The sequence below is a fragment of the Xanthomonas hyacinthi genome (genome assembly GCF_009769165.1).
In the GTDB taxonomy this organism is placed as follows: domain Bacteria; phylum Pseudomonadota; class Gammaproteobacteria; order Xanthomonadales; family Xanthomonadaceae; genus Xanthomonas_A; species Xanthomonas_A hyacinthi.
In genome coordinates this window covers 1,651,518-1,674,349 of record NZ_CP043476.1, presented here as the reverse complement: position 1 = coordinate 1,674,349, position 22,832 = coordinate 1,651,518, and the positions used below count along the sequence as shown (strand labels likewise).

The window sequence follows — 22,832 nt, the reverse complement described above, 5'->3', positions numbered from 1 at the left end:
CGGGTTCCCTTCCGCAGCGGCGGATGGACCGGGGAAAAACCCGAAGGGCGGCGCACAGGGATGTGCGCCGTTCGCGGCAGGGGCAGGGCTCGCCGGAAAAAGGCGAAGCACTGCTTCGCCCCGGCGGGCGGGCTGGCGCCGCGAGGCGACTGCCCCGGACTTGGCCGCGTAGCGGACAAGCCCCTTCCGCGAATCCCCGGTGCATCCGCGGACCCGTAGCGCGCAGCGCGGAGGGCGCAAGGCAGGGCGCGCTTTCTTTTGGTTACTTTTCTTTGCGCGAGCAAAGAAAAGTGACCCGCCCCAGGGCGGAAGCCTTTGCTTTGGTGTTGCTTTTGTTTGCTTCGGCGTTTGCTTTTTGTAGGAGCGGCTTCAGCCGCGACACTTTCCTGACAGAACCAGTCGCGGCTGAAGCCGCTCCTACAAGAATTCCGCTATGCAGGAGCAACAGCTTTCGCCTTGCGGCGAGTCACTTTTCTTTGCTTGTGCAAAGAAAAGTAACCAAAAGAAGCGCTTTACCACAGCCGAAGGCTGGTCAAGCACACCCCGCAGCGCGCCTTCCGCGCTTCGCGCTCCAGGTCCGCAGGCCCGACGGGCATTTTTCGATGGCACATCCATGTGCCAACGAAAAACGTCGCGCATCCTGCGCGCCGCCCTTCGGGTTTTCGCCCGCCGAGCCTGCCGCGCTGAGGGGACCCGGTAAATCAAAAGCAAAGCAACAACAGAAGCAACGGCAGAAGCAACAACAGAAGCAACGGCAGAAGCAACGGCAGAAGCAACGGCAGAAGCAACGGCAGAAGCAATGGCAGAAGCAACGGCAGAAGCAATGGCAGAAGCAACGGCAGAAGCAATGGCAGAAGCAACGGCAGAAGCAATGGCAGAAGCAACGGCAGAAGCAATGGCAGAAGCAACGGCAGAAGCAACGGCAGAAGCAACGGCAGAAGCAACGGCAGAAGCAACGGCAGAAGCAACGGCAGAAGCAAAGCCTGCTGCGGGCATAGTGTCGCCCGGACCCCGGACCCCGGACCACCGGACGCGCCGCGCTGCAAGTCGGGGGGCGATATCCGCTCAGAATCCCGATGCTCCCGCGGTGGGAATAGCAGAACTGGATTCAGCCACAAAAAAACCCGGCCGAAGCCGGGTTTTTTGCGTATCGCCGGAAACGCGGGCGGCTCAGCGGCTGCCGCCGCGCCACTCCGGGATCGGCATCGCGTCCACCGGGACGGTCGGATTGGTTTCTTCCTCGCGCAGATAGTCGGGCAGGTCGTTGTCCTGGCGCTTGTTGTGGCTGCGCAGGTCGCCTTCGATCTGGTAGGTGCGGCGCTGCATCCACGCGTCGCGGGTCAGCTGGTACTCGTCGGGCGCTGCATCGCGCAGGCTGTCCAGCGACAGCAGCTGCGCGCGCGTATCGACCAGCTGCAGGCCCTGCAGGCCGATGCGCACGGTGTCCTCCTCGATCTGCCGCAGCGGCGACAGCGGCGCGTCGCCGGCCAGACCGAACACGTCGCGCACCGTGCGCGGCCCGAACAGCGGCAGCTCCACGTAGCGCGAGCGGCGCCAGCCCCAGGCGCCCAGGGTCTGGCCGAAGTCCTCGCTGCGCCGCGGCAGCTTGGCGTCGCTGGCCGGGTCGAAGATGCCGGCGATGCCCAGCGTACTGTTCATCACGAACCGGCCCAGGGTCTGCCCGGCCTGCAGCGGACGGCCCTGCAGCAGCTGGTTGACCATGGTCAGCGGCGAGCTGAGGTTGTCGAAGAAGTTGGTCACGCCCAGCCGTATCGGCCGCGGCACCACGTTGACGTAGGCGCGCGCCAGCGGCCGCGCCACAGTGCGGTCGACCACGTTGTTGAACTTGTGCACCTTGCGGTTGTACTTCTCCCACGGATCGTAGCTCTGCGGCACGGCGACGCCGGCCGGCAGGGTCGCATCGGCAACCGGGTTGTACGGGTCGCCGCCGTACAGCGCGGCGTAGTCGTCTTCGGCCGCGGTCGCCGCGCCGCCGCTCGGCGGCACGCTCGCCGGTGCGGCCATCGCGGCACCGGCGTCGGGTGCTGCGGCCTGCGCATCGCTGGCCGCAGCCGCGTCCATGGCAGCGCCGGCGCTGCTATCGGCAACGGCGGTGTCGGCGGGCGGCGCCGGCGCCTCGGCCGCGACCGGCGGCGGGGCGGTGCGCTTGGGGGCGCCGGCACAGGCGCCCAGGGCAGCAGCCAGGGCCAGGGAAGTGAGGATACGCAGCACGTTCATGGGTCAGCTCGCCGCCGGGGGAGATTGGAAATCCAGGGTCGGCGCCAGCCGGTAGGCGGCGCTCAATTCGGTCAGGCCGGGCGGGGCGCCATGGATGGCGGCCTCGGCCTGGCCCTGCGCACGCAGGCGTGCGGCCAGTTCGGCGAGCAGCGCCAGGCCGGCGCTGTCCACCCGTGCAACCTCGCGCAGATCCAGTGCCCGCGCGCCGGCCAGCAGCGGCAGCGCCGCCGGCCACAGCGCGGTGGCCGCGGCGCGGTCGAGCACGCCGCTCAGCGCGAGCGTGTCGCCGTCGCGACGCAGGCGTGGCTCACTTGCCACTGTTGCTCGCCGGTGCGATCTGCAGCGCGCCGTTGCGCAGATCGGCCGCCACCTGCGGGATCGACTTGGTCCGCAGCGGCGTGTCGAACTGGTTGCGGAAGGTCTGCACGTAGGACACGCCTTCCACCATCACGTCGAAGATCTTCCAGCTGCCGCCGACGTTGCGCACCAGGTAATCGACCGGGATCGGGTCGCCGCCGCTGCGCAGCAGCTCGGTGGACACCTTGGCGCCGCGGCCGCCCGGCAGCGGGGTTTCCGACTTCACTCGCACCTGCGGCTTGCCTTCGAAGGTCAGCAGCGAGGTGCCGTAGCGCTGCATCAGGTTGTCGGCCATCGCATCGGCGAACAGCTTGACGTCGGCATCGGAGGCGCCGCGGCCGTGCACGCCGAGCACCAGGCGTGCGGCGTAGTCGCGGTCGAAGGACTTGTTCATCTCGCTGTCGATGAACTGCTTGAGCGCGGCGCTGTTGCTCTTGAACTCGGCGCGGCGCTGTTCCAGCGTGGCCAGGATGCGGGTGCTGTTGTCGAGCACGACCTTGCTGGCCGAACCCTGCTGGGCGGCAGCGGCAGGCGCGGCCTGGGCCAGCGCGGCGGCGGGTGCGGCGACGGCCAGCGCGGCGGCGAGAGCGGCGGAGAGCAGTTTGTTGGTCATGGCGTGGGTTTCGTTTCCGTAGAAGGAGTGGCGGTGTTCGCGGAGGATGCGGCAGCGGGTGTCGCGCCGGCGTTACCGCCGCTGCCGCTGCCGCCGCCGCCGCCGAACATGTACTTGCCGACCAGCTGGATCAGGTCCACCGCCGGCTGGGTGAAGGCGATCTCCTGGCCGGGCTTGAGCGTGTCCGGATCGCCGCCGGGCTGCAGCCCGACATAGCTTTCGCCGAGCAGGCCGCTGGTCAGGATGCCGGCCGAGGTGTCCGCCGGCAGGTCCTTGTAGCGGTCGTCGATGGCCAGGGTCACCACCGAGTCGAACTTGGCCGGGTCCAGCTCGATCTTCGCCACCTGGCCGATGATCACCCCGCCGATCTTCACCGGCGCCTGCTGGCGCAGCTGGCCGATCTGCGAGAAGCGCGCGGTCAGCTCGTAGCGGCCGCCGCCGAAGCCCCATTGGCGGTTGGTGGAGGCGAGCGCCAGCACCAGCAGCGAGGCCAGGCCCAGCAGCAGGAAGGCGCCGACGGCGAACTCGAGACGGGGACCACGGATAGCCATGAGGTGTCTACCTTGTTGATTCATCTGGGCCGCGGCGACAGTGCCGCGGCCGGTGTTGCAGCGGCGCCCGCCGGCGCTGGCGGGCGTTGGCGCGGTCCCTTACTGGAACAGCAGCGCCGACAAGACGAAATTGAACATCAGCACCAGCAGCGAGGCGTTCACCACCGCGCGGGTGGTGGCCACCGAGGTGCCCTCGATGGTCGGCTCGGCATGGAAGCCGACATACGCGGCCACCAGCGCCGCGGTGCCGCCGAACACCGCCGACTTCAGCATCGCCACGCCGAAGTCGTCCCAGAAATCCACGCTGCTCGACAGCGCCGACCAGAACGTGCCGCGGTCCAGGCCGAGCACGCTCACCGCCTCGAAGTAGCTGGCGCTGATCGCCAGCGAGCAGAAGATGCCGGTCAGCAGCGGTACGGTCAGCACCGCCGCCCAGAAGCGCGGCGCCACCGCCTTGGCCACCGGGTCGATCGCCATCAGTTCCAGCGCCTTGATCTGGTCGGTGGCGCGCATCAGCCCCAGTTCGGCGGCGATCGAGCTGCCGGCGCGGCCGATGAACAGCAACGCGGTCAGCACCGGCGCCAGCTCGCGGTACAGCGACAGCCCCAGCAGCGTGGACAGCGCATCGGAGGCGCCGTAGGTCTGCAGCGTGCGGTAGCCCTGCAGGGTCAGTACCAGGCCGACGAAGGCGCCGCCGACGGCGATGATCGGCAGCGAGCGCGCGCCGACCTTGTAGATCTCGCGCACCAGTTCGGCCAGGAAATCGCGGGTCGGCAGCGAGCCGCGCAGCACGGTGATCGAGAACAGCCCGGCGCGGCCCAGCGCGCGGAGCGAGGCGACGGCGCCCATCAGGCGGCGCTCCGCGCGCGCGGCGGCGCATCGAACGGGATCGGGCCATCCGGGCGGCCGTGCAGGAATTGCTGCAGCAGCGGATCGGCGCTGGCCTGCAGCGCGTCCGGGGTGCCGGCGAAGACCACCCCGCCGTTGGCGATGGCCACCGCCTGGTTGCAGATCGGCAAGGTCTCGTGGACGTGATGGCTGACGATGATGCTGGTCAGGCCCAGGGTGTCGTTGAGGCGCTGGATCAGGCTCATGATCACCCCGGAGGCGATCGGGTCCAGCCCGGTCAGCGGTTCGTCGTAGAGCATCAGCGGCGGGTCCAGGGCCAGCGCGCGGGCCAGCGCCACGCGCCGCGCCATGCCGCCGGACAGTTCGCGCGGCCAGACCTCGGCGGCGGCGAGCAGGCCCACCGCATGCAGCTTCAGCGCCACCAGCCGTTGCAGCACCGGCTCGGGCAGGCGGGTGTGGGCGCGCAGCGGCAGCGCCACGTTCTCGGCCACGCTCAGGTCGGTGAGCAGGCCGTTGCCCTGCAGCAGCACGCCGATGCTCTTGCGCGTCTCGCGCAGCGCGCGGCTGCCGCGCGGCAGCGGCTGGCCGAACACCTCCACCGTGCCGGCGACCGGGACCAGCTCGCCGGTCAGCGCCGCCAGCAGGGTCGATTTGCCGCTGCCCGATGGGCCGAGCACGGCGGTGATGCTGCCGCGCGGCACCGCCAGCGAGACGTCGCGCAGGATCGTGCGGCCGCCACGGTCGATGCGCACACCCGACAGCTGCACCACATTGGATTCGGAAGACGCCATCGCGGCCTTTAACAGAAAATCGATACAGGATTGAACCAGTCCGCTGAACTTAACCGAACCGGGCCGTGCAGTATTGTCGCATCCGTGATGCCCGCGTGCGCATGGTCCGGGGGATGCCGTACATGCAACAGCGTGTATTGGGCCTGGGGCTGGCCGGTTTCCTCCTCCGAATGCCCGCCTGCCGCTCCAGATCAGCGCCGTGCCCACGCCGTGCCCACGCCAGGGGGCAGCAGGCTGATATCGACCAGGACGCGCCGCGCCGCAGGTAGAGCCTGTCCGGCGGCGCCTGCGCGGTTTCCACGATCGGCAAGTCGGCGCCAGCGAAGTGGGCCAGGCAGTGCGCGTGCTGCAGGACGAACTGCTGGTCGAGGAACGCGCGCTCGGCGGCCTCCGGCCATGGCACCGTTTTGCTGTCTAGACGACGACAATTCCGACGGTCGGCCGTGCGCCTGTCCCCTCCGTTGGGAGAAGAATCAATTATTGGGGGGAGGGCACTTTTCAGTCCTTGCTAGACATTGAGGATCGACAGCGACATTGCGCCGCCATCGACACGCGTTGCAAGACGCTGGATCGCCTCCTGTGGGCTGAGGGGAAGGCAGTTATTGCGATTGAGCATGAGCCGGCACGTGCGAAGATGCGCCTTCTAGTGTTGCTTGTTTGGCCAGCGGCTTGGGCATCAAACGAACTGGCGGGCATCACAGCGGCTACGGCTACGAAGTTATGGCTTTGATCCACTTTAAAATCAATCGGATACGTTGAAAATGCTGCTGATGCTCGACAACTACGACAGCTTCACCTACAACCTCGTGCAGTACCTGCAGGCGCTCGGCGCCGAGGTCAAGGTGGTGCGCAACGACGCGCTCAGCGTGGACGAGATCGCGCGCCTGGCGCCGGAGCGCATCGTGATCTCGCCCGGTCCGTGCACGCCGAACGAGGCCGGCGTGTCGCTGCAGCTGATCGAGCGGCTCGGCCAGCACACCCCGATCCTGGGCGTGTGCCTGGGCCACCAGAGCATCGGCCAGGCCTACGGCGGCGAGGTGGTGCGCGCCGGCACCATCATGCACGGCAAGACCTCGCGCATCCGCCACGAAGGCCGCGGCGTGTTCGCCGGGCTGCCGGACCGCTACGAGGCCACCCGCTACCACTCGCTGGTGGTGGAGCAGACCTCGCTGCCGGCCTGCCTGGAAGTCACCGCCTGGACCGAGCACGAGGACGGCACGATCGAGGAGATCATGGGCCTGCGCCACCGCCAGTTCCCGGTCGAGGGTGTGCAGTTCCATCCCGAGTCCATCCTCACCGAGCACGGCCACGCGCTGCTGAAGAATTTCCTGGAGCGATGAGCATGCGTCTGCCCCCACGCGTGGTGCTTGGTGCGATCGCGTTGCTGCCGTGCGCCAAGGGCGAGGACCGCATGCGCCTGCGCTACTACCCGATGCAAGACGGCGACTGCGTGCCGATGGGCCAGGAAATCCTCGCGCACGCCAGCCTCTGACCCCCTTCCAGGAACCGCAATGACGCTGACCCCGCAGCAGGCCCTGCAACGCACCATCGAGCACCGCGAGATCTTCCACGACGAGATGGTCGGGCTGATGCGGCAGATCATGCGCGGCGAGGTGTCGCCGATGATGACCGCGGCGATCCTCACCGGGCTGCGGGTGAAGAAGGAGACGATCGGCGAGATCGCCGGCGCGGCGGCGGTGATGCGCGAGTTCTCGCGCACCGTCGCCGTCGCCGACCGCAGCCACATGGTCGATATCGTCGGCACCGGCGGCGACGGCTCGCATACCTTCAACATCTCCACCTGCGCGATGTTCGTGGCCGCGGCGGCCGGCGCCAAGGTGGCCAAGCACGGCAACCGCAGCGTCTCCTCCAAGTCCGGCAGCGCCGATGCGCTGGAGGCGCTGGGCGCGGCGATCGAGCTGCAGCCCGAGCAGGTGGCACAGGCGCTGGCCGCCACCGGCATCGGCTTCATGTACGCGCCGGTGCACCACCCGGCAATGAAGGTGGTGGCGCCGGTGCGGCGCGAGATGGGCGTGCGCACCCTCTTCAACATCCTCGGCCCGCTGACCAACCCGGCCGGTGCGCCGAACATCCTGATGGGCGTGTTCCATCCCGACCTGGTCGGCATCCAGGCGCGCGTGCTGCACGAGCTGGGCGCCGAGCGCGCGCTGGTGGTGTGGGGCCGCGACGGCATGGACGAACTCTCGCTCGGCGCCGGTACCCTGGTCGGCGAACTGCGCGACGGCGAAGTGCGCGAGTACGAAGTGCATCCGGAGGATTTCGGCATCGCCATGTCGGCCAGCCGCAACCTCAGGGTGGCCGATGCCGCCGAATCGATGGCGATGCTGCTCGGCGTGCTCGACAACGTGCCCGGTCCGGCGCTGGACATCGTCGCCTTCAACGCCGGTGCGGCGCTGTACGTGGCCGGCGTGGCGGCCGATATCGGCGCCGGTATCGGCCTGGCGCGCGCGGCGATCGCCGACGGCCGCGCGCGCGCCAAGCTGGATGCATACGTGGCGTGCACGCGGCAACTGGCCGAATGCCGGGATTCGTGACTGGGGACCGGGGACTCGGCGAGCCCCGCTGCCTGAAGGAGTTCACCCGAATTTGCAGTGGCCGTCTGCTGCCCCAGCGGGCGGCTACGCTTTCCGAGTCCCGAGTCCCGGCCGTCCCAACTTGACCGATAATGCCCGGCCCCCCGGGATCCGACCCCAATGAGCGACATCCTCCGCACCATTCTCGCCCGCAAGGCCGAAGAGATCGCCGCGCGCCGCGCGCGCGTGCCGCTGGCCGAGCTGATCGCGTGCGCCGAGGCGGCGCCGCCGGTGCGCGGTTTCGCGCGTGCGCTGCAGGCCGCGATCGACGATGGCGCGCCGGCGGTGATCGCCGAGGTCAAGAAGGCCAGCCCGTCCAGGGGCGTGATCCGGCCCGACTTCCATCCGGCCGACATCGCGGTCAGCTACGAGTTCGGCGGCGCCGCCTGCCTGTCGGTGCTGACCGACGAGGACTTCTTCCAGGGCCACGACCGCTACCTGCAGCAGGCGCGCGAGGCGTGCACGCTGCCGGTGCTGCGCAAGGACTTCACCATCGACCCGTACCAGGTGTATGAGGCGCGCGTGCTCGGCGCCGACTGCATCCTGCTGATCGTCGCCGCGCTGGACGACCTGCAGCTGGCCGAACTGTCGGCGCTGGCGCTGCAACTGGGCATGGACGTGCTGGTCGAAGTGCACGACATCGACGAGCTGGAGCGCGCGATCCAGGTGCCGGTACCGCTGATCGGCATCAACAACCGCAACCTGCGCACCTTCGACGTGTCGCTGCAGACCACGCTGGAGATGCGCGAGGCGGTGCCGCGCGACCGCCTGCTGGTCACCGAGAGCGGCATCCTCGGCCCGGCCGACGTGGCCACGATGCGCGCCGCGGGCGTGCACGCGTTCCTGGTCGGGGAAACCTTCATGCGCGCCGAGGAACCCGGCGAGGCGCTGCGCCAGCTGTTCTTCGAGCCATGACCGGCGCCTATCCCGCCCCGCGCGCCGATGCGCCGCTGGTGGTGTTCGATTTCGACCACACGCTGTACGACGGCGACTCGGGCAGCCATCTGTTCGCCTGGCTGATCCGGCGCAATCCGCTGCGCCTGGCCGCCGCGCTGCTGGCCACGCCGCTACTGGGGCCGCTGGTGGCGATGCTGCCGACCCGGCGCAGCGGCATCTCCGGCTACGTGTGGATCGCCAGCTTCGGCCTGCGCCGCGCGCGCGCGTTCAACCGGGTGATCGACCAATACGTGCTGCAGCACGAGGCGCAGATCCGCCAGCGTCTGCTGCCGCACGCATTGGAGGTGTTCGCCCGGCACCGCGCCGCCGGCGACCGGGTGGTGGTCGCCACCGGCGCGCCGCCGGAGCTGGCGCGCGCCATCCTCGGCTTCGTCGCGCAGCAGGATGTGCCGGTGGTCGGCAGCCTGATCGGCCCGCGGCTGGGCGCGGTCACCGCTACCCGCCACTGCCACAACGAAGAGAAGATGCGCATGTTGCGCGAGCTGGGCTACGGCGAGATCGCCACCGCCTATTCCGACAGCACCGCCGACCTGCCGTTGCTGCAGGCGGCCGCGGTACCGGTGGTGGTCAATCCCAAGGCCTCGGCGGTGGCTCGCTTCCGTCGCGAACTGCCGTCCGGCACGCCGATCCTGAACTGGGGTTGCCGCGACCGCGCCGGCGACGCAGCGCCACAGTAACCGGCTAGGCCCACCAACGATACAGCGTGCTGCCGATCTGGTACAGGCTGATCCCGAGCACCAGCAGGCCCACCGCCACCAGCACCCAGCGTTCGCGCACGCGCTTGACCAGCACCGCCGCCAGCGGCGCGGCCAGCATGCCGCCGACCAGCAGGCCGAGCACGATCTGCAGGTGCTGGATGCCCATCGTCAGCAGGAAGGTCAGCGAGATCGACAGCGTCACCAGGAATTCGGCGGCGTTGACCGTGCCGATCGTGGTGCGCGCCTGGCCGCCGCGCGCCAGCAGGGTCGAGGTCGCCACCGGCCCCCAGCCGCCGCCGCCGCTGGCATCGAGCAGGCCGGCGACGAAGCCCAGCAGCGGCACCCGCTGCACCTGCTGCCGCGGCAGCGCGCGGCCGGCGGCGCGCAGCAGGATCAGCACCGCCAGGCCCAGCAGGTACAGATGCACGAACGGGCGGATGCGCTCGCCCGGCAGCTGGGTCAGCACGTAAGCGCCGAGGATGCCGCCGGCCATGCCCGGCAGCGCCAGGCGCAGGAACAGGCGCTTGTCGACATTGCCCAGCGCCAGGTGCGACAGGCCCGAGGCGCCGGTGGTGAAGATTTCGGCGCTGTGCACGCTGGCGCTGACCGCCGCCGGCGGCAGGCCCATGCTCAGCAGCACCGACGAGGACACCAGGCCGAAGGCCATGCCCAGCGCGCCATCGACCAGCTGCGCCGTCAGGCCGACCAGCACGAACCAGTAGAACGTCTCGCTCAGGACCATCGCGGTGGACCACCGCCGCTGGCGCGGCGTGCGGTCGCGGCCTTGCGCTCAGCGTGCGCCGTACAGCACCACGGTCTTGCCGCGGGCGTGCAGGATGCCGTCGACCTGCAGCTTCTTCAGCACGCGGCCGGCCATCTCGCGCGAGCAGCCGACCAGCCGCGCCAGCTCCTGCCGCGACACGCGCAACTGCATGCCCTGCGGGTGGCTCATCGCTTCCGGTTCCTGCGCCAGGTCGTGCAAGGTGCGCACGATGCGGTCGGTGACGTCCAGGAACGCCAGGCGGCTGGCCTTGCGCGAGGTGTCGAGCAGGCGCTTGGACAGCTGCACGCCGATCGCATACAGCACCCGCGGCGCATCGGCCGACAGCGAGCCCAGAAACAGCTGGTGCAGCCGCTCGTAGCTGATCTCGGCCAGCTCGCACGGGGTGCGGGTGCGCAGGATCACCTCGCGTTGGTCCGATTCGATGAACAGGCCCATCTCGCCGACGAACTCGCCGCTGCCGAAATAGCCCAGCACCAGCTCGCGGTCGTCATCTTCCTCGGCGATGATGCTGACCGAGCCGCTGACGACGTAGTACAGGGTGCCGGCCGGATCGCCGGGCCTGAACACGTCGGTGCGCGCCGGATAGCGGCGTCGATGGCTATGCGCCAGGAAGCGATCGATGGTGGCGGTGTCCAACGTCAGAGGACTTGGAGCGATGCGCACAGGTGTTGCAGTGGAGGTGTTTCCGGGACTCATGGCGGCTTCGCTACTGCGTAATCCCCGGAGCTTAACGGGACGCGTTGTCTGCGGCAAACGAGCGCCAGTCCCCACGTTTCGCTACGGGCGCGTTTGGCCCATAATTGCTGCCCTTTCTACCCCATCCATCTTTTTGAGGATTCACGCCGTGGTCAAGCCGTTGCCTCGCCTGAGGCTGCAAGGTTTCAACAACCTCACCAAGGCGTTGAGCTTCAACATCTACGACGTCTGCTACGCGGTTTCCGAAGAGGAGCGCCAGCGCTACATCGAGTACATCGACGAGCAGTACGACGCCGACCGACTGACCGAGATCCTCACCGATGTGGCCGAGATCATCGGCGCCAACATCCTCAACATCGCGCGCCAGGACTACGATCCGCAGGGCGCCTCGGTGACCATCCTGATCTCCGAAGAGCCGGTGATCGACAAGAAGCTGGCCGGCAGGGAGATCATCTCCGACGCGGTGGTCGCGCACATGGACAAGAGCCACATCACCGTCCATACCTACCCGGAAACCCACCCGCAGCACGGCATCGCGACCTTCCGCGCCGACATCGACGTCGCCACCTGCGGGGTGATCTCGCCGCTGAAGGCGCTCAACTACCTGATCGAGCGGCTGGAATCGGACATCGTGATCATGGATTACCGCATCCGCGGCTTCACCCGCGACGTGAAGGGCAAGAAGCACTACATCGACCACAAGATCAATTCGATCCAGAACTTCCTGGCCAAGAACATCAAGGCGCGCTACGAGATGTTCGACGTCAACGTCTATCAGGAGAACATCTTCCACACCAAGATGCACCTGAAGGACTTCGACCTGGACCAATACCTGTTCGAGGAAAAGGCCAAGAACCTCTCGTTCAAGGAGCGCATGCGCATCGAAGCGCTGCTCAAGCGCGAGATCGAGGAGCTGTTCCACGGTCGCAATCTGGCCGAGTAGCGCGTCACATTCGGCGGGACGGCCCGCCCCGCGGCGTTTGCGCTGCGCCCCCTGCCGACGGCGGCCCGATGTGTAGACATCGGGCCGTTTTTGTTTTTATTTGTCTACGGAGACAGACAATGCCATGGACCTATCTGCTGCTCGCCGGCCTGTTCGAAATCGGCTTCGCGCTCGGCCTCAAATACAGCGAAGGCTTCACCCGTGCGTGGCCGACGTTGGGCACGCTGGCCGGTGCCGGCATCAGCCTGTGGCTGCTGACCCAGGCGCTGAAGCACATCCCGCTGGGGACGGCGTATGCGATCTGGACCGGGATCGGTGCGTTGGGCACGGCCGCGCTGGGCATCGCGCTGTTCGGCGACAGCGCCTCACCAGCGCGGCTGGCCTGCATCGGCCTGATCGTGGCCGGGGTGATCGGCTTGAAGCTGGTCCAGCCCTGAGCGCTGCGGGGGCGATGGGTGAGAAGTCGCCGGATGCCATAGCGAGGCGTTCGCCGCGGCTACGCCAGCTCCGCGGTTTTTGCCCGAACGCTCAGGCCACGGCAGGACGGCGTGCGCCGAGCACGCGTCCGATCAGCAGCTGGTGCGCGGCCGCGGCCAGCAGCGCGGCGATCGACAGCGCGATCGCCAGACGGGTCAGCACGCTGCCGAGGTTGCCGGCGTGCTGCAACTGGTCGAGGCGGCCGAAGCGCGACGGGTCGGTGTTGGCGTAGGCGATCTCCACCGTGGCGCCATCGAGCAGCAGCGGCGCGGCCTCGGCGCCGCTGGCCTCGAACGCGCCGCGGTGCAGCCGGCCCTTGCTCTCGAACGCATAGTGGAAACGGTAATGCATCAGCGGTTCGGCATGCACGCCGAAGCCGCCGTCGGCGATCACCGGCACCGTGGCCACCGAGTGGTCGGACAGGATCGCGCTGGCATGGCGGTAGTCGCCGAGCAGGTGGTACAGCAACGCGCCGCCACCGAACGCGAACAGGCTGGCGAACAGCAGGCGCGAGAGCCAGCGGGTCCGTGGCGAGGGGATGTGGATGGAGCGTGCGGGCATGTCGGTCGGAAAGGCGGGCGCAAGCAGCATGGCTCGGCGCAGTGGTGCATCGGATACAGGCGGTGCCGGGATGAAACCGCCGGTCGCTGGAACAGGGTGGGCCGACGTGGAAACAGTCAGCTTTCGTTCATATTAACCCGAATGCACCGGCAATGCCAGTGCGCTCGCCCGCGGCACACGCGCCGCGCTGCGCTCACAGCCGATAGGCGACCGCTTTCATCAGCCGCGAGGCTGCGGCCATCAGGCGCGGGATCGGCGCCGGCAGGCGCCGCGCGCCGGCCTGTTCGGCGTGTTCGGCATGGCGCGCCTCGTCGGCCTTCATCACCTTCAATACGTCGCGGCTGCGCAGGTCGGCCGGCGGCAGCGTCTGCAGGTGCTCGTCCAGGTGCGCCTCGACCTGGCGTTCGGTCTCCACCACGAAGCCGAGGTTCCAGCCGTCGCCGCGCAGCCCGGCCAGGGTGCCGAGCGCATAGCTGCCGGCGTACCAGAGCGGATTGAACAGGCTCGGGCGGCTGTCCAGTTCGCGCAGCCGCGCCGCGCACCAGGCCAGATGGTCGGTCTCTTCCTGCGCCGCCTGCAGCAGGTGCGCGCGGGTCGCCGGATCGCGCGCGACCGCGGCCTGGCCGAAATACAGGCCCTGCGCGCAGACCTCGCCGACATGGTTGATGCGCATCAGCCCGGCGGCGTGGCGGCGTTCGTCCGGCGCCAGCACCACGTCGGCGGTGGTCGCGGCCGGATAGGGGCGCTGTGCCGGCGGATTGCCGAACACCGTCTCCAGGGCGCGCTGGGCTTCGACCAGGGCGCGGTCGAGCCGGGTATGCAGGCGGGGAGCCGTCATCGAGGGGGGAGCCGTCATCGAGTGGCCTGGGCGGTGGGGGATTCGATTTTCGCCCCGGGCCGCCGTGATGCCAAGCGCCGGCCGGCGGTGGCGTCCCGCGCACGGGCGGACTTGCATGCGCCGCCGGTGGCGCGTAGAATTTCGCCTCTTGCGTTTTTGCAAGTCACAACGCGTGGCAAAGTTCAGGCAGCGTGCTGCCGGAATCCGCCCGACCAACCGAGTCTTCTTTAGAATGAGCACCTTCACCGCTAAGTCCGAGACCGTCCAGCGCGACTGGTATCTCGTCGACGCCGCCGGCAAAACGCTGGGCCGGCTTTCCACCGAACTGGCCCGCCGTCTGCGCGGCAAGCACAAGCCGGTCTATACCCCGCACGTCGATACCGGCGATTACCTGGTGGTGATCAACGCCGAGAAGATCACGGTCACCGGCAACAAGCTCAACGACAAGAAGTACCACCGCTTCACCGGCTACATCGGCAACCTGAAGACCGAGACCTTGGCGCAGGCGCTGGAGCGTCATCCCGAGCGCGTCATCGAGATCGCGGTCAAGGGCATGCTGCCGAAGGGTCCGCTGGGTCGCGCCATGTACCGCAAGCTCAAGGTCTACAAGGGCTCCGAGCATCCGCATACCGCCCAGCAGCCGCAAGTTCTGGATATCTAATCATGGCGATCACGCAAAACTACGGCACCGGCCGCCGCAAGTCCTCCACCGCCCGCGTGTTCCTGCGCAAGGGCACCGGCAACATCACCGTCAACAACCGTCCGCTGGACGAGTTCTTCGGCCGTGAGACCGCGCGCATGATCGTGCGCCAGCCGCTGGAGCTGACCAAGAACACCGAGAGCTTCGACATCTTCGTCACCGCCGCTGGCGGCGGCACCACCGGTCAGGCCGGTGCGATCCGTCTGGGCATCGCCCGCGCGCTGGTCGAATACGACGAAACCCTGAAGTCCGAGCTGCGCAAGGCCGGCTTCATGACCCGCGACGCCCGCGAAGTCGAGCGCAAGAAGGTCGGTCTGCACAAGGCCCGCCGCGCCACCCAGTTCTCCAAGCGCTGATCCACCGCGCCTGGCGAGGGATCCTTCGGGATCCCCCAGGGAAGAACGCAAAAGCCCGGCCCCGGCCGGGCTTTTGTCGTTTTGGGGCAAGGGTTCTTCGCGCCTTGGCGGCAGCTTTGGATCGGACGCGTTCGATTGCTGCCGCCCAAGGCGATGCGTCATTCAACGTTATCGGCAATCGAGCGCGGTCTGCCCGCGGGGCGAGACTTTACGTCCAACCTGCATCAAGTATCTGGTGAAAAGCCCCCTTGGAGTCCAAGGGCGCGCGCCGACAGGCGCGGGGATGTGGGAGCGGAAGGGCTGGGGCCCGCAGCTTGCGCAGCAAGGTGCGGGGCGTAGGCGCTTTGCGCCTACGCAAACCCCGCGCCAAACAAAAAAGCAAAGGCCGATCTTTTGATCGGCCTTTGCTTTTTATTTGGCTGCCCCGGATGGATTCGAACCACCGAATGCCTGAGTCAGAGTCAGGTGCCTTACCGCTTGGCGACGGGGCAATGTCGCAGATTGCAATTATTGCACGCCTGCTGCGTGGACACCATGGTGGCTATGGGTGGACTCGAACCACCGACCCCAGCATTATGAGTGCTGTGCTCTAACCGGCTGAGCTACATAGCCTTGGTGAACCGCCAATTCTTATAGCAAATTGGACGGCTGTCAACGGATTTTTGCCGTGCTTGTGGGCCAGCCGCAGCCATGGCAGAGTCGGAGCCAGTAGATTCTTTCAGGAGTCCGCATCGTGATCGATCCGGACGGTTATCGACCGAACGTGGGCATCGTGTTGATGCGGCCGGATGGTCAGGTGTTCTGGGCACGGCGCGTGCGCCGGGACGGCTGGCAGTTCCCGCAAGGCGGCATGAATACCGACGAGACCCCGGTCGAGGCCATGTACCGCGAGTTGCGTGAAGAGACCGGGCTGTTGCCCGAGCACGTCGAAGTGCTCGGCGCGACGCCAGGCTGGCTGCGCTACCGGCTGCCCAGCCGCGCCATCCGCCGCAACGAACGCCAGGTATGCATCGGCCAGAAGCAGGTCTGGTTCCTGCTGCAGATGCGCTGCGACGAGAGCCAGCTGAACCTGGAGCTGACCGAGACCCCGGAGTTCGATCATTGGCGCTGGGTCGATTTCTGGTACCCGGTGGAGCACGTAGTGCTGTTCAAGCGCGGCGTCTACGCGCGTGCGCTGCGCCATCTGGCGCCGTTGGCGCAGAGCATCGCCGGGCCGGGGATCCGCGCCATGCCGACCCTGGCGCAGGAGGCGTGGATGCCCGGCAGCAACGCCGGCCACGAGCGTCCGCGCAAGCGTGCGTGCAAGCGCGGTGGGCCTTGGGTCGCCCGTATTAATAACGATTAACGGGCGGAATTGACAACCATTCTCACTTTGGTTTGAATGGCGGCAGGCGCAGTCCGCGCCGTTCGCCGCCAACGCCATCGTGTACGTCTGCATCTGCAATGGGGTCACCGATCATCAGATCCGCGAAGCCGCCGCCGCCGGTTGCCGCACCGTGTCCGAGCTGACCATGCGCACCGGTTGCGGTGCCACTTGCGGCTCCTGCCTGGACATGGCCGGCGACCTGCTGCAACGCGCGCTGCTGCGCGAGCTGCCGCTGCCCGTGCTGGGCGGCCTGGCCCGCGCCGCCTGACGCGGCACGATCGCGCCGCGTGGATGCGCAGCGCGATGATCACGATTCGCGTTTCTTCATCGCTGCGGCCGATTCGCTAGAGTCTGCGCTTTCCAAGACTAGCGAGCGGTGCGATGAAGGGCGACAGCAAGGTCATCGAGTTCCTCAACAAGGTCCTCTACAACGAGCTGACCGCGATCAACCAGTATTTCCTGCACGCCAAGATGCTGAAGAACTGGGGGCTGAAGGAACTGGCCGAACACGAGTACAAGGAATCGATCGACGAGATGAAGCACGCCGACACGCTGGCGGACCGCATCCTGTTCCTCGAGGGGCTGCCCAACTTCCAGGCGCTGGGCAAGCTGCGCATCGGCGAGAACCCGAAGGAAATCCTCGAGTGCGACCTGGCCCTGGAACAGGACGGCACCGCCACCTTGCGCGAAGGCATCGCCTACGCCGAGTCGATCCAGGACTACGTCAGCCGCCAGCTGCTGGCCGACATCCTGGAGTCGGAGGAAGAGCACATCGACTGGCTGGAAACCCAGCTGGATCTGATCGGCCGCATCGGCGAGCCGAACTACCTGCTGACCAAGCTCGAGGACTGAGCGGCGGCTTTTTGCGGGCGCTTGCCGGCAGGCGCTGCGCATTGCCGCCAGGTCGTGCCGTGGTCCGCACCCAGGCGGCTTTTGGCTGCCTCGTCCGGCGCCCGGCAACCGAGTACGGCTTGCCATCGCTGCGGACATTGTCGATCCGGATCCTGTCACTTGCCGGATCTGTCACTTGTGGGAGCGACTTCAGTCGCGACGGGCGTCACCGGTAAGGCCCGTCGCGACTGAAGTCGCTCCACACCACACCATCCGGATCCCAGATGATCTAGGCTGCGTCGCGATCGGTCTCCGAGGACGTCCCATGACGCTAGCTCTCGACATCCGCAAGCAGTTCCGCGAACTGGCCGCGCACACCGACGGCATCGATACCGCGGTGTACGCGCGGTACGCCAAGGATCCGCTCGAGCCGATCATCGGCCTGGGCCGGCGCAATGCGCGGCTGTGCTTCTTCGGCCGCGATCCGGGACGCACCGAAGTCGAATACGGCGAACCGTTCGTTGGCAGCGGCGGGCAGCTCGTGCGCAAGGCGCTGTACCGGCATCTGCACGGCGGCCAACCGATGCCTGATTTCGCGGCCTCGCTCGCGGTCGGCCGCGATGTCTTCTGGATCAACACCGTGCCGTACAAGCCGCGTGGCAACAAGGCCTGGTCGATGCCGGTGAAGCGGCGCTTCCATCCATTGATGCGGCGCCTACTGATCGAGCAATGGCGCGGCCGCGCCATCGTCACCCTCGGCCGCGAAGCCTTCCTGTGGTTCGGCATCGACCAGCCCAGGGACGTGCGCGCGCAGCTGGATGCGTTCTGGGCCGACGACGCGCGTTTCAGCGCACACACCGAAGTCAGCCTGCACACCGGGAGCGGCGCGGCGCGACGCTTCACTCTGTCTCCGCTGCCGCATCCCTCGCCGCTCAACCAGACCTGGTTCAAGCGCTTCCCGGCACTGCTCGACGCGCGCCTGCGGCAACTGTCGGTGTGAGTGCGTTGGCCGGGGCCGGCTGGCGTCGCGGACCACGGCGGAAATCACGATGCGTTGACCTGGGCTTCACAAAAGAGAACAATTCGCATTAGCCAGCGCGCGACTCCGCATCGACGGAGCCGTTTTCCCGCATCCGGGACATCCAGCGGTCAGCCAACCACCCTTCCCCACCGCTTTTGCTGATCGCGGGCGGCACGCTGTTGCCCGCCGAAAGGATGCCACCGATGCGTTTCCCCTCCGTGTCCGCCGCGCACGTCTCCTCCTGCCGATTCCCTCGTCGCGTGCGCCTGGCCGCGTTCGCCACCGCACTGCTGCTGGCCCGCAATGCCTACGCCGAAGACGCCGCCACCGATCAGGCCACCGAACTGGACACGGTCAGCGTCACCGCGGCACGCGTGCATGCCAACGCCGGCGCGCTGGGCGAACGCAGCGTGCGCGACACGCCGTTCGCGATCCAGGTGCTTGACCGCGAGGACCTCGACAAGCGCCAGGTGGTGTCGCTGGGCGATGCGTTCTTCAACGACCCGTCGGTGGTCACCCAGGTCGGCGCCTATTCCAGCGGCTGGAGCTCGCCGATCATCAACCGCGGGCTCGGCCTGAGCTACGACAGCTATCGCGTCAACGGCCTGCAGGTCTCGTCCTGGGGCAGCGAATGGCCGCTGGAAGTGATGGAGCAGGTGGAATTGCTGAAGGGCCCGGCTGGTTTCCTGTACGGCTTCGGCCAGCCCGGCGGCCTGGTCAACTACACGACCAAGAAGCCGACCGATACGACCACGCTGTCGGCCAGGCTCGGCTGGCGCTCGGATGCGGTCGCCAGCGCCCAGCTCGACGCGGGCGGGCGCTTCGGCAACCAGGACATGTTCGGCTACCGCCTCAACGCCTTCCGCGAGAAAGGCGAGACGTACAACGGTGGCGAGGTGGATCGCAAGGTCGTCTCGGCCGCGCTGGACGCGCGCCTGAGCGATCGCCTCACCTGGACCGCCGACCTGGTCCATCAGAGCCGCAAGCTGTCCGAGGAAGCGCCGCAGTACTACTTCATCGGCCTGAGTGCGGTGCCGCGCGCGATCGGCGGCGATGCCGACCGTTCGGTGAACGGTTCGTACTACGACACCCGCTCCACGCTGCTGTCGACCGGCCTGGAATGGCGTTTCGCCGACGGCTGGAAGGCCAGCCTGAACTACGGCGTCACCACCTCCTGGAACGACGTCAACAAGATCTTCGCCTACATCGACGACGCCAACGGCGACTACGACGTCAACGCCTACGCGCTGGGCGGCAAGAGCGAATGGAAGCTGCTGCAGCTGATGCTGCAGGGCAGCTTCGCCACCGGCCCGCTGACTCACCAGTTGGTGGCCGGCGCCTCGCGCCAGGACGCCACCGGCTGGGACCGTCCCTACGTGTGGCAGACCATCGGCCGCGGCAATCTCTACGACTGGCAGGGCATGACCCACTACAGCAGCGCCTCGCGGGTGATGACCCGCAGCAGCGAGACGCTGCAGAAGGCGCTGTTCGTCAGCGATACCGTCGGGTTCGCGCCGGGCTGGTCGCTGCTGGCCGGCTGGCGCTACAACGACTACGCGCAGCGCGGTGCGTATCACACCTATCCGGTCACCCCGACCTATGCGTTGATGTACAAGCCGGCCGATGCCGTCACCCTGTATGCCAGCTACATCGAGTCGCTGGAAGCCGGCGGCCGCGTCGGCGACGACTACATCAACGCCGGCCAGGTGCTCGACCCCACCATCAGCAAGCAGTACGAGATCGGCGCCAAGATCGCCTATTCGCGCTGGAACGCCAACGCGGCCGCGTTCCGGCTGGAGCGCGGCGCCAGCATCGACCGCGTCACCGCCACCGGCAAGTATCTGGAGCAGGACGGCATCACCCTGTACGAGGGCATCGAACTGAGCGGCGACTACCGCCTCAGCGAGCAGCTGAGCATCGGCGGCGGCGCCACCTGGCTGGATCCGCGCTACGACAAGCTGTCGCCGGGCAACGCGGCCGACCAGGGCCACCGGGTCAGCTTCGCGGCGCGCTGGCAAGGCGTGGTGCACGTGGACTACGCCTTCCCCGCCATCGACGGACTCAGCGTCTACGCCGCGCTGCGCTACTTCGGCGACGTCTGGTACGACACCGCCAACACACTGAAGCTGCCGGACTACACCCTGGCCAATCTGGGCGCCGGCTATCGCATGCAGCTGCGCGGGCATCCGGTCACCTGGCGCGCCAGCATCGACAACCTCACCGACCGCAAGTACTGGATCACCAACAGCGTCGGGGCCCCGCGCACCTACGCGCTCAGCGTGCAGTTCGAGCTGTGAACCGCGCGGCGGGCTGTGCAGGTCCACCGCGCTTTCGTCCACCCCGCCGCAGCGGCAAGGCACGACGCTCTTTTCTCTCGATCAACGGACGCCCTCATGCCTGCTACCCGACGCCAACGCCCCTCGCTGCTGCCGCTCGCGCTGGCGGCCACGCTGTGCGCTCCCGCGCATGCCGCCGAACCCGCAGCCGCAGCCGCCGAGCGCAAGACCACCGACCTGGACGCGATCCGGGTCAGCGCCGAACGCGTCGACGTGCCGGCCGGCGCCCTCGGCGAACGGCCCGCGCGCGACACGCCGTTCTCGATCACCCGCATCGATGCCGAGGATCTCCAGGCGCGCCAGGTGAACTCGCTGGCGCAGATGTTCATGACCGATCCGTCGGTCTCCGGCAACGTCGGCGCCTACAACAGCAGCTGGTACACCACCATCCAGGTGCGCGGCCTGCCGGTGAGCTACAGCAACGGCTACAAGCTCAACGGCATGCCGCTGTACACTATGGCGCCGAATGGCCGACGGAAACCCTGCAACAGGTGCAACTGCTCAAGGGTGCCAGCGGCTTCATGTACGGCTTCGGCGCGCCCGGCGGGATCATCAACTACGTCACCAAGAAGCCCACCGACGCGCCGCTGCTGGACCTGAGCGTCGGCTACCGCGACGGCGGTGTGTACAGCGCACAGGTCGACAACGGCCGCCGCTTCGGCGAGGACGACCGCTTCGGCTACCGGCTCAACGTGCTGCGCGAACAGGGCGACACCTACAACGACACCCATGTCGAACGCACGCTGGCCTCGCTGGGGCTGGACGCGCGCCTGACCGACGACCTCACCTGGAGCGCCGACCTGCTCTACCAGGACCGCAAACTGGAGAATGAAGCGCCGACCGTCACCTTCTACAGCTACGCCGACAGCGCACTGCCCAAGCGTGTCGATCCGCGCCGCGACCGCTCCATCCACGACACCTTCTTCAACACCGAGATGCAGTCGGCGATGAGCGGCCTGCGCTGGCGGATCGACGACGCCTGGAACGCGCGCCTGGACCTGAGCTACAGCAAGTTCCGCAGCGCGATCAACAAGATCTGGGACTACGTGCTCGACCGCGAGGGCGACACCAGCACCTATATCTACGACCTGGGCAACCTCGCCGAGAACTACCTGGCGCAGGGCCTGCTCGAAGGCCGCTTCAGCACCGGCCCGATCGACCATCAACTGGTCGCCGGCCTGAGCTGGCAACAGGCCGACAGCGGCTGGGCCAAGCAGAACCTCTGGTACCAGCTGGGCAGCTCCAACCTGTACGAGGACAGCGACCTCAGCTACCACAGCACCCATTCGCGCGACACCTACCGCAGCGACCGGGTCGAGCAGAACGCGTTGTTCGCCAGCGATACGCTCCGCGCCGGCGCGCACTGGTCGCTGCTGCTGGGCCTGCGCCATACCCGCTACGAACAGAACAGCTGGGACGTGGACGGCGCGCATACCGCCCGCTACCAGAAATCGGTCGATACCCCGACCGTGGCGCTGATGTTCAAGCCGCGCGTGGACCAGACCCTGTACGCGAGCTACGTGGAATCGCTGGAGCAGGGCAGTACCGTCGGCCAGCTCTACGAGAACCGCAATACGCTGCTGCCGCCGCTGCAGAGCAAGCAGTACGAGCTGGGCTACAAGCTGGAGCGCGCGGGCTGGGCGCTGGATGCCGCCTGGTTCCGCATCGAGCGCGGTGCCGAGTACGGCAACGCCGCCAACTACTACGTGCAGGACGGCGAGGTGCGCTACCAGGGCGTGGACGTCAGCGCCAGCGCGCAGGCCACGCCGAATTGGCGCATCGGCGCCGGCGCGACCTGGCTCGACGCCGAATACCTGCGCAGCGAGGCCGCCGCGATGGGCAGGACCCCGGCCGGAGTGGCCAAATTCCAGGCCACGCTCAACACGGTCTACATCTTCGACGCAATCCCCGGGTTGAGCGTGCACGCGGCGGCCAAGCACTATGGTTCGCAGCCCTACGGCACCTCGATGTGGAACGACCTGTACGACCTCACGCTGCCGTCCTTCACCCTGCTCGATGCCGGCATCGGCTATCGCATGCGCTTGGCCGCCACGCCGGTGACGCTGCGCGCGGAGATCACCAACCTCACCGACCGCCGCTACTGGAGCAACGACGGCAACGGCTACGGCCAGCCGCGCACCTGGGCGTTGAGCGCGACGTTCGAACTGTGAGTTCCGCGCCGCCAGCCGGGCCATTCCCGCCGGCGCGGTCGGCGCGCAGCTCAGGCCTCTCTTCCTTCCCTTCGACCTCGGCCACCCCCATGCGCCTTCGCTCC

27 protein-coding genes and 2 tRNA genes are annotated in these 22,832 nt (G+C 67.8%); 17 read left to right on the top strand and 12 right to left on the bottom strand.

Going from position 1 to position 22,832, the window contains the following annotated elements:
• Window positions 1–290: 290 nt before the first annotated feature.
• On the top strand, window positions 291–998 hold the full coding sequence (locus FZ025_RS07565) for a hypothetical protein (protein ID WP_158185536.1): 708 nt from the start codon (window positions 291–293) through the stop codon (window positions 996–998).
• 172 nt (window positions 999–1,170) lie between these two features.
• Here the strand turns inward: FZ025_RS07565 and FZ025_RS07560 are convergent, their stop codons facing one another.
• The 6 genes from FZ025_RS07560 to FZ025_RS07535 form a co-directional block, all read right to left on the bottom strand.
• Window positions 1,171–2,238, bottom strand: coding sequence for an MlaA family lipoprotein (locus FZ025_RS07560; protein ID WP_046980850.1), 1,068 nt, complete (start codon window positions 2,236–2,238; stop codon window positions 1,171–1,173).
• A 3-nt stretch (window positions 2,239–2,241) separates the two neighbouring features.
• On the bottom strand, window positions 2,242–2,556 hold the full coding sequence (locus FZ025_RS07555) for an STAS domain-containing protein (RefSeq protein WP_104558409.1): 315 nt from the start codon (window positions 2,554–2,556) through the stop codon (window positions 2,242–2,244).
• Complete coding sequence (locus FZ025_RS07550) at window positions 2,546–3,208, bottom strand: MlaC/ttg2D family ABC transporter substrate-binding protein (protein WP_104558410.1); 663 nt, start codon at window positions 3,206–3,208, stop codon at window positions 2,546–2,548. The genes FZ025_RS07555 and FZ025_RS07550 overlap by 11 nt, the downstream gene beginning before the upstream one ends.
• Window positions 3,205–3,759, bottom strand: a complete 555-nt coding sequence (gene mlaD, locus FZ025_RS07545) for an outer membrane lipid asymmetry maintenance protein MlaD (RefSeq protein WP_104558411.1) — start codon at window positions 3,757–3,759, stop codon at window positions 3,205–3,207. The genes FZ025_RS07550 and mlaD overlap by 4 nt, the downstream gene beginning before the upstream one ends.
• A gap of 99 nt (window positions 3,760–3,858) precedes the next feature.
• Window positions 3,859–4,608 carry an MlaE family lipid ABC transporter permease subunit gene (locus FZ025_RS07540; RefSeq protein WP_046979205.1) on the bottom strand — a complete coding sequence of 250 codons (750 nt, stop codon included), beginning with the start codon at window positions 4,606–4,608 and terminating at the stop codon, window positions 3,859–3,861.
• On the bottom strand, window positions 4,608–5,399 hold the full coding sequence (locus FZ025_RS07535) for an ABC transporter ATP-binding protein (RefSeq protein WP_104558435.1): 792 nt from the start codon (window positions 5,397–5,399) through the stop codon (window positions 4,608–4,610). The genes FZ025_RS07540 and FZ025_RS07535 overlap by 1 nt, the downstream gene beginning before the upstream one ends.
• Window positions 5,400–6,160: 761 nt before the next feature.
• Between FZ025_RS07535 and FZ025_RS07530 the strand changes: the two genes are divergently transcribed.
• The 5 genes from FZ025_RS07530 to FZ025_RS07510 all read left to right on the top strand — a co-directional run bounded on the left by FZ025_RS07530 (window position 6,161) and on the right by FZ025_RS07510 (window position 9,627).
• Window positions 6,161–6,739 carry an anthranilate synthase component II gene (locus FZ025_RS07530; RefSeq protein WP_046979203.1) on the top strand — a complete coding sequence of 193 codons (579 nt, stop codon included), beginning with the start codon at window positions 6,161–6,163 and terminating at the stop codon, window positions 6,737–6,739.
• A 2-nt stretch (window positions 6,740–6,741) separates the two neighbouring features.
• Window positions 6,742–6,891: a hypothetical protein gene (locus tag FZ025_RS07525; RefSeq protein WP_158185535.1), complete on the top strand. Its 150-nt coding sequence runs from the start codon at window positions 6,742–6,744 to the stop codon at window positions 6,889–6,891.
• Window positions 6,892–6,910: 19 nt separating this feature from the next.
• A complete protein-coding gene (gene trpD / locus FZ025_RS07520; RefSeq protein ID WP_046979202.1) occupies window positions 6,911–7,954 on the top strand; it encodes an anthranilate phosphoribosyltransferase in 1,044 nt (347 codons plus the stop codon).
• A gap of 159 nt (window positions 7,955–8,113) precedes the next feature.
• Window positions 8,114–8,908 (top strand): indole-3-glycerol phosphate synthase TrpC, encoded by a 795-nt coding sequence (gene trpC, locus FZ025_RS07515; RefSeq protein WP_046979201.1) that lies wholly within the window; start codon window positions 8,114–8,116, stop codon window positions 8,906–8,908.
• Window positions 8,905–9,627 (top strand): haloacid dehalogenase-like hydrolase, encoded by a 723-nt coding sequence (locus FZ025_RS07510; protein WP_046979200.1) that lies wholly within the window; start codon window positions 8,905–8,907, stop codon window positions 9,625–9,627. Before trpC ends, FZ025_RS07510 begins: the two co-directional genes overlap by 4 nt.
• A 4-nt stretch (window positions 9,628–9,631) precedes the next feature.
• Here the strand turns inward: FZ025_RS07510 and FZ025_RS07505 are convergent, their stop codons facing one another.
• Window positions 9,632–10,390 (bottom strand): sulfite exporter TauE/SafE family protein, encoded by a 759-nt coding sequence (locus FZ025_RS07505; protein WP_046979199.1) that lies wholly within the window; start codon window positions 10,388–10,390, stop codon window positions 9,632–9,634.
• A gap of 48 nt (window positions 10,391–10,438) precedes the next feature.
• Window positions 10,439–11,128: a cAMP-activated global transcriptional regulator CRP gene (gene crp / locus FZ025_RS07500; protein ID WP_046979198.1), complete on the bottom strand. Its 690-nt coding sequence runs from the start codon at window positions 11,126–11,128 to the stop codon at window positions 10,439–10,441.
• Between the two features lie 148 nt (window positions 11,129–11,276).
• Between crp and speD the strand changes: the two genes are divergently transcribed.
• On the top strand, window positions 11,277–12,071 hold the full coding sequence (gene speD, locus FZ025_RS07495) for an adenosylmethionine decarboxylase (RefSeq protein ID WP_046979197.1): 795 nt from the start codon (window positions 11,277–11,279) through the stop codon (window positions 12,069–12,071).
• A gap of 119 nt (window positions 12,072–12,190) precedes the next feature.
• Window positions 12,191–12,508 (top strand): DMT family transporter, encoded by a 318-nt coding sequence (locus FZ025_RS07490; protein ID WP_046979196.1) that lies wholly within the window; start codon window positions 12,191–12,193, stop codon window positions 12,506–12,508.
• Between the two features lie 91 nt (window positions 12,509–12,599).
• Here FZ025_RS07490 and FZ025_RS07485 read toward each other — a convergent pair whose 3' ends face one another.
• Both FZ025_RS07485 and coq7 read right to left on the bottom strand, forming a co-directional pair.
• On the bottom strand, window positions 12,600–13,109 hold the full coding sequence (locus FZ025_RS07485) for a hypothetical protein (protein WP_244292478.1): 510 nt from the start codon (window positions 13,107–13,109) through the stop codon (window positions 12,600–12,602).
• Window positions 13,110–13,302: 193 nt separating this feature from the next.
• Entirely contained in the window at window positions 13,303–13,947 is a 645-nt protein-coding gene (gene coq7, locus FZ025_RS07480) for a 2-polyprenyl-3-methyl-6-methoxy-1,4-benzoquinone monooxygenase (protein WP_046979194.1), read from the bottom strand.
• A gap of 232 nt (window positions 13,948–14,179) precedes the next feature.
• Here coq7 and rplM point away from each other — a divergent pair, with 232 nt between their 5' ends.
• Complete coding sequence (gene rplM, locus FZ025_RS07475) at window positions 14,180–14,608, top strand: 50S ribosomal protein L13 (protein ID WP_003470250.1); 429 nt, start codon at window positions 14,180–14,182, stop codon at window positions 14,606–14,608.
• Between the two features lie 2 nt (window positions 14,609–14,610).
• The gene (gene rpsI, locus FZ025_RS07470; protein ID WP_003470251.1) at window positions 14,611–15,003 is read left to right on the top strand and encodes a 30S ribosomal protein S9; all 393 of its coding nucleotides are present in this window, start codon (window positions 14,611–14,613) and stop codon (window positions 15,001–15,003) included.
• Window positions 15,004–15,419: 416 nt separating this feature from the next.
• Here the strand turns inward: rpsI and FZ025_RS07465 are convergent.
• Window positions 15,420–15,494, bottom strand: a tRNA-Gln gene (locus FZ025_RS07465).
• Window positions 15,495–15,538: 44 nt separating this feature from the next.
• Window positions 15,539–15,615 (bottom strand) — tRNA-Met (locus FZ025_RS07460).
• Window positions 15,616–15,736: 121 nt separating this feature from the next.
• Here FZ025_RS07460 and FZ025_RS07455 point away from each other — a divergent pair.
• The 7 genes from FZ025_RS07455 (at window position 15,737) to FZ025_RS07425 (ending at window position 22,728) form a co-directional block, all read left to right on the top strand.
• Window positions 15,737–16,348 (top strand): RNA pyrophosphohydrolase, encoded by a 612-nt coding sequence (locus FZ025_RS07455; protein ID WP_046979446.1) that lies wholly within the window; start codon window positions 15,737–15,739, stop codon window positions 16,346–16,348.
• 79 nt (window positions 16,349–16,427) lie between these two features.
• The gene (locus FZ025_RS07450) at window positions 16,428–16,637 is read left to right on the top strand and encodes a (2Fe-2S)-binding protein (protein ID WP_046979445.1); all 210 of its coding nucleotides are present in this window, start codon (window positions 16,428–16,430) and stop codon (window positions 16,635–16,637) included.
• Between the two features lie 113 nt (window positions 16,638–16,750).
• On the top strand, window positions 16,751–17,221 hold the full coding sequence (gene bfr, locus FZ025_RS07445; protein WP_046979444.1) for a bacterioferritin: 471 nt from the start codon (window positions 16,751–16,753) through the stop codon (window positions 17,219–17,221).
• A 304-nt stretch (window positions 17,222–17,525) separates the two neighbouring features.
• Window positions 17,526–18,200 (top strand): uracil-DNA glycosylase family protein, encoded by a 675-nt coding sequence (locus tag FZ025_RS07440; protein ID WP_046979443.1) that lies wholly within the window; start codon window positions 17,526–17,528, stop codon window positions 18,198–18,200.
• Window positions 18,201–18,424: 224 nt separating this feature from the next.
• Complete coding sequence (locus tag FZ025_RS07435) at window positions 18,425–20,518, top strand: TonB-dependent siderophore receptor (protein WP_053057245.1); 2,094 nt, start codon at window positions 18,425–18,427, stop codon at window positions 20,516–20,518.
• Between the two features lie 96 nt (window positions 20,519–20,614).
• Complete coding sequence (locus tag FZ025_RS07430; protein ID WP_053057244.1) at window positions 20,615–21,157, top strand: TonB-dependent receptor plug domain-containing protein; 543 nt, start codon at window positions 20,615–20,617, stop codon at window positions 21,155–21,157.
• Window positions 21,049–22,728, top strand: a complete 1,680-nt coding sequence (locus FZ025_RS07425) for a TonB-dependent siderophore receptor (protein ID WP_158185534.1) — start codon at window positions 21,049–21,051, stop codon at window positions 22,726–22,728. Before FZ025_RS07430 ends, FZ025_RS07425 begins: the two co-directional genes overlap by 109 nt.
• Window positions 22,729–22,832 lie beyond the last annotated feature (104 nt).

Excerpts from the sequence above, each read along its gene's own strand:
- FZ025_RS07560 (WP_046980850.1), bottom strand. The coding sequence starts at position 2,238 with ATGAACGTGCTGCGTATCCTCACTTCCCTGGCCCTGGCTGCTGCCCTG.
- FZ025_RS07550 (WP_104558410.1), bottom strand. The coding sequence starts at position 3,208 with ATGACCAACAAACTGCTCTCCGCCGCTCTCGCCGCCGCGCTGGCCGTC.
- mlaD (WP_104558411.1), bottom strand. The coding sequence starts at position 3,759 with ATGGCTATCCGTGGTCCCCGTCTCGAGTTCGCCGTCGGCGCCTTCCTG.
- FZ025_RS07540 (WP_046979205.1), bottom strand. The coding sequence starts at position 4,608 with ATGGGCGCCGTCGCCTCGCTCCGCGCGCTGGGCCGCGCCGGGCTGTTC.
- FZ025_RS07535 (WP_104558435.1), bottom strand. The coding sequence starts at position 5,399 with ATGGCGTCTTCCGAATCCAATGTGGTGCAGCTGTCGGGTGTGCGCATC.
- FZ025_RS07530 (WP_046979203.1), top strand. The coding sequence starts at position 6,161 with ATGCTGCTGATGCTCGACAACTACGACAGCTTCACCTACAACCTCGTG.
- FZ025_RS07525 (WP_158185535.1), top strand. The coding sequence starts at position 6,742 with ATGCGTCTGCCCCCACGCGTGGTGCTTGGTGCGATCGCGTTGCTGCCG.
- trpD (WP_046979202.1), top strand. The coding sequence starts at position 6,911 with ATGACGCTGACCCCGCAGCAGGCCCTGCAACGCACCATCGAGCACCGC.
- trpC (WP_046979201.1), top strand. The coding sequence starts at position 8,114 with ATGAGCGACATCCTCCGCACCATTCTCGCCCGCAAGGCCGAAGAGATC.
- FZ025_RS07510 (WP_046979200.1), top strand. The coding sequence starts at position 8,905 with ATGACCGGCGCCTATCCCGCCCCGCGCGCCGATGCGCCGCTGGTGGTG.
- FZ025_RS07505 (WP_046979199.1), bottom strand. The coding sequence starts at position 10,390 with ATGGTCCTGAGCGAGACGTTCTACTGGTTCGTGCTGGTCGGCCTGACG.
- crp (WP_046979198.1), bottom strand. The coding sequence starts at position 11,128 with ATGAGTCCCGGAAACACCTCCACTGCAACACCTGTGCGCATCGCTCCA.
- FZ025_RS07490 (WP_046979196.1), top strand. The coding sequence starts at position 12,191 with ATGCCATGGACCTATCTGCTGCTCGCCGGCCTGTTCGAAATCGGCTTC.
- FZ025_RS07485 (WP_244292478.1), bottom strand. The coding sequence starts at position 13,109 with ATGCCCGCACGCTCCATCCACATCCCCTCGCCACGGACCCGCTGGCTC.
- coq7 (WP_046979194.1), bottom strand. The coding sequence starts at position 13,947 with ATGACGGCTCCCCGCCTGCATACCCGGCTCGACCGCGCCCTGGTCGAA.
- rplM (WP_003470250.1), top strand. The coding sequence starts at position 14,180 with ATGAGCACCTTCACCGCTAAGTCCGAGACCGTCCAGCGCGACTGGTAT.
- rpsI (WP_003470251.1), top strand. The coding sequence starts at position 14,611 with ATGGCGATCACGCAAAACTACGGCACCGGCCGCCGCAAGTCCTCCACC.
- bfr (WP_046979444.1), top strand. The coding sequence starts at position 16,751 with ATGAAGGGCGACAGCAAGGTCATCGAGTTCCTCAACAAGGTCCTCTAC.
- FZ025_RS07440 (WP_046979443.1), top strand. The coding sequence starts at position 17,526 with ATGACGCTAGCTCTCGACATCCGCAAGCAGTTCCGCGAACTGGCCGCG.
- FZ025_RS07435 (WP_053057245.1), top strand. The coding sequence starts at position 18,425 with ATGCGTTTCCCCTCCGTGTCCGCCGCGCACGTCTCCTCCTGCCGATTC.
- FZ025_RS07430 (WP_053057244.1), top strand. The coding sequence starts at position 20,615 with ATGCCTGCTACCCGACGCCAACGCCCCTCGCTGCTGCCGCTCGCGCTG.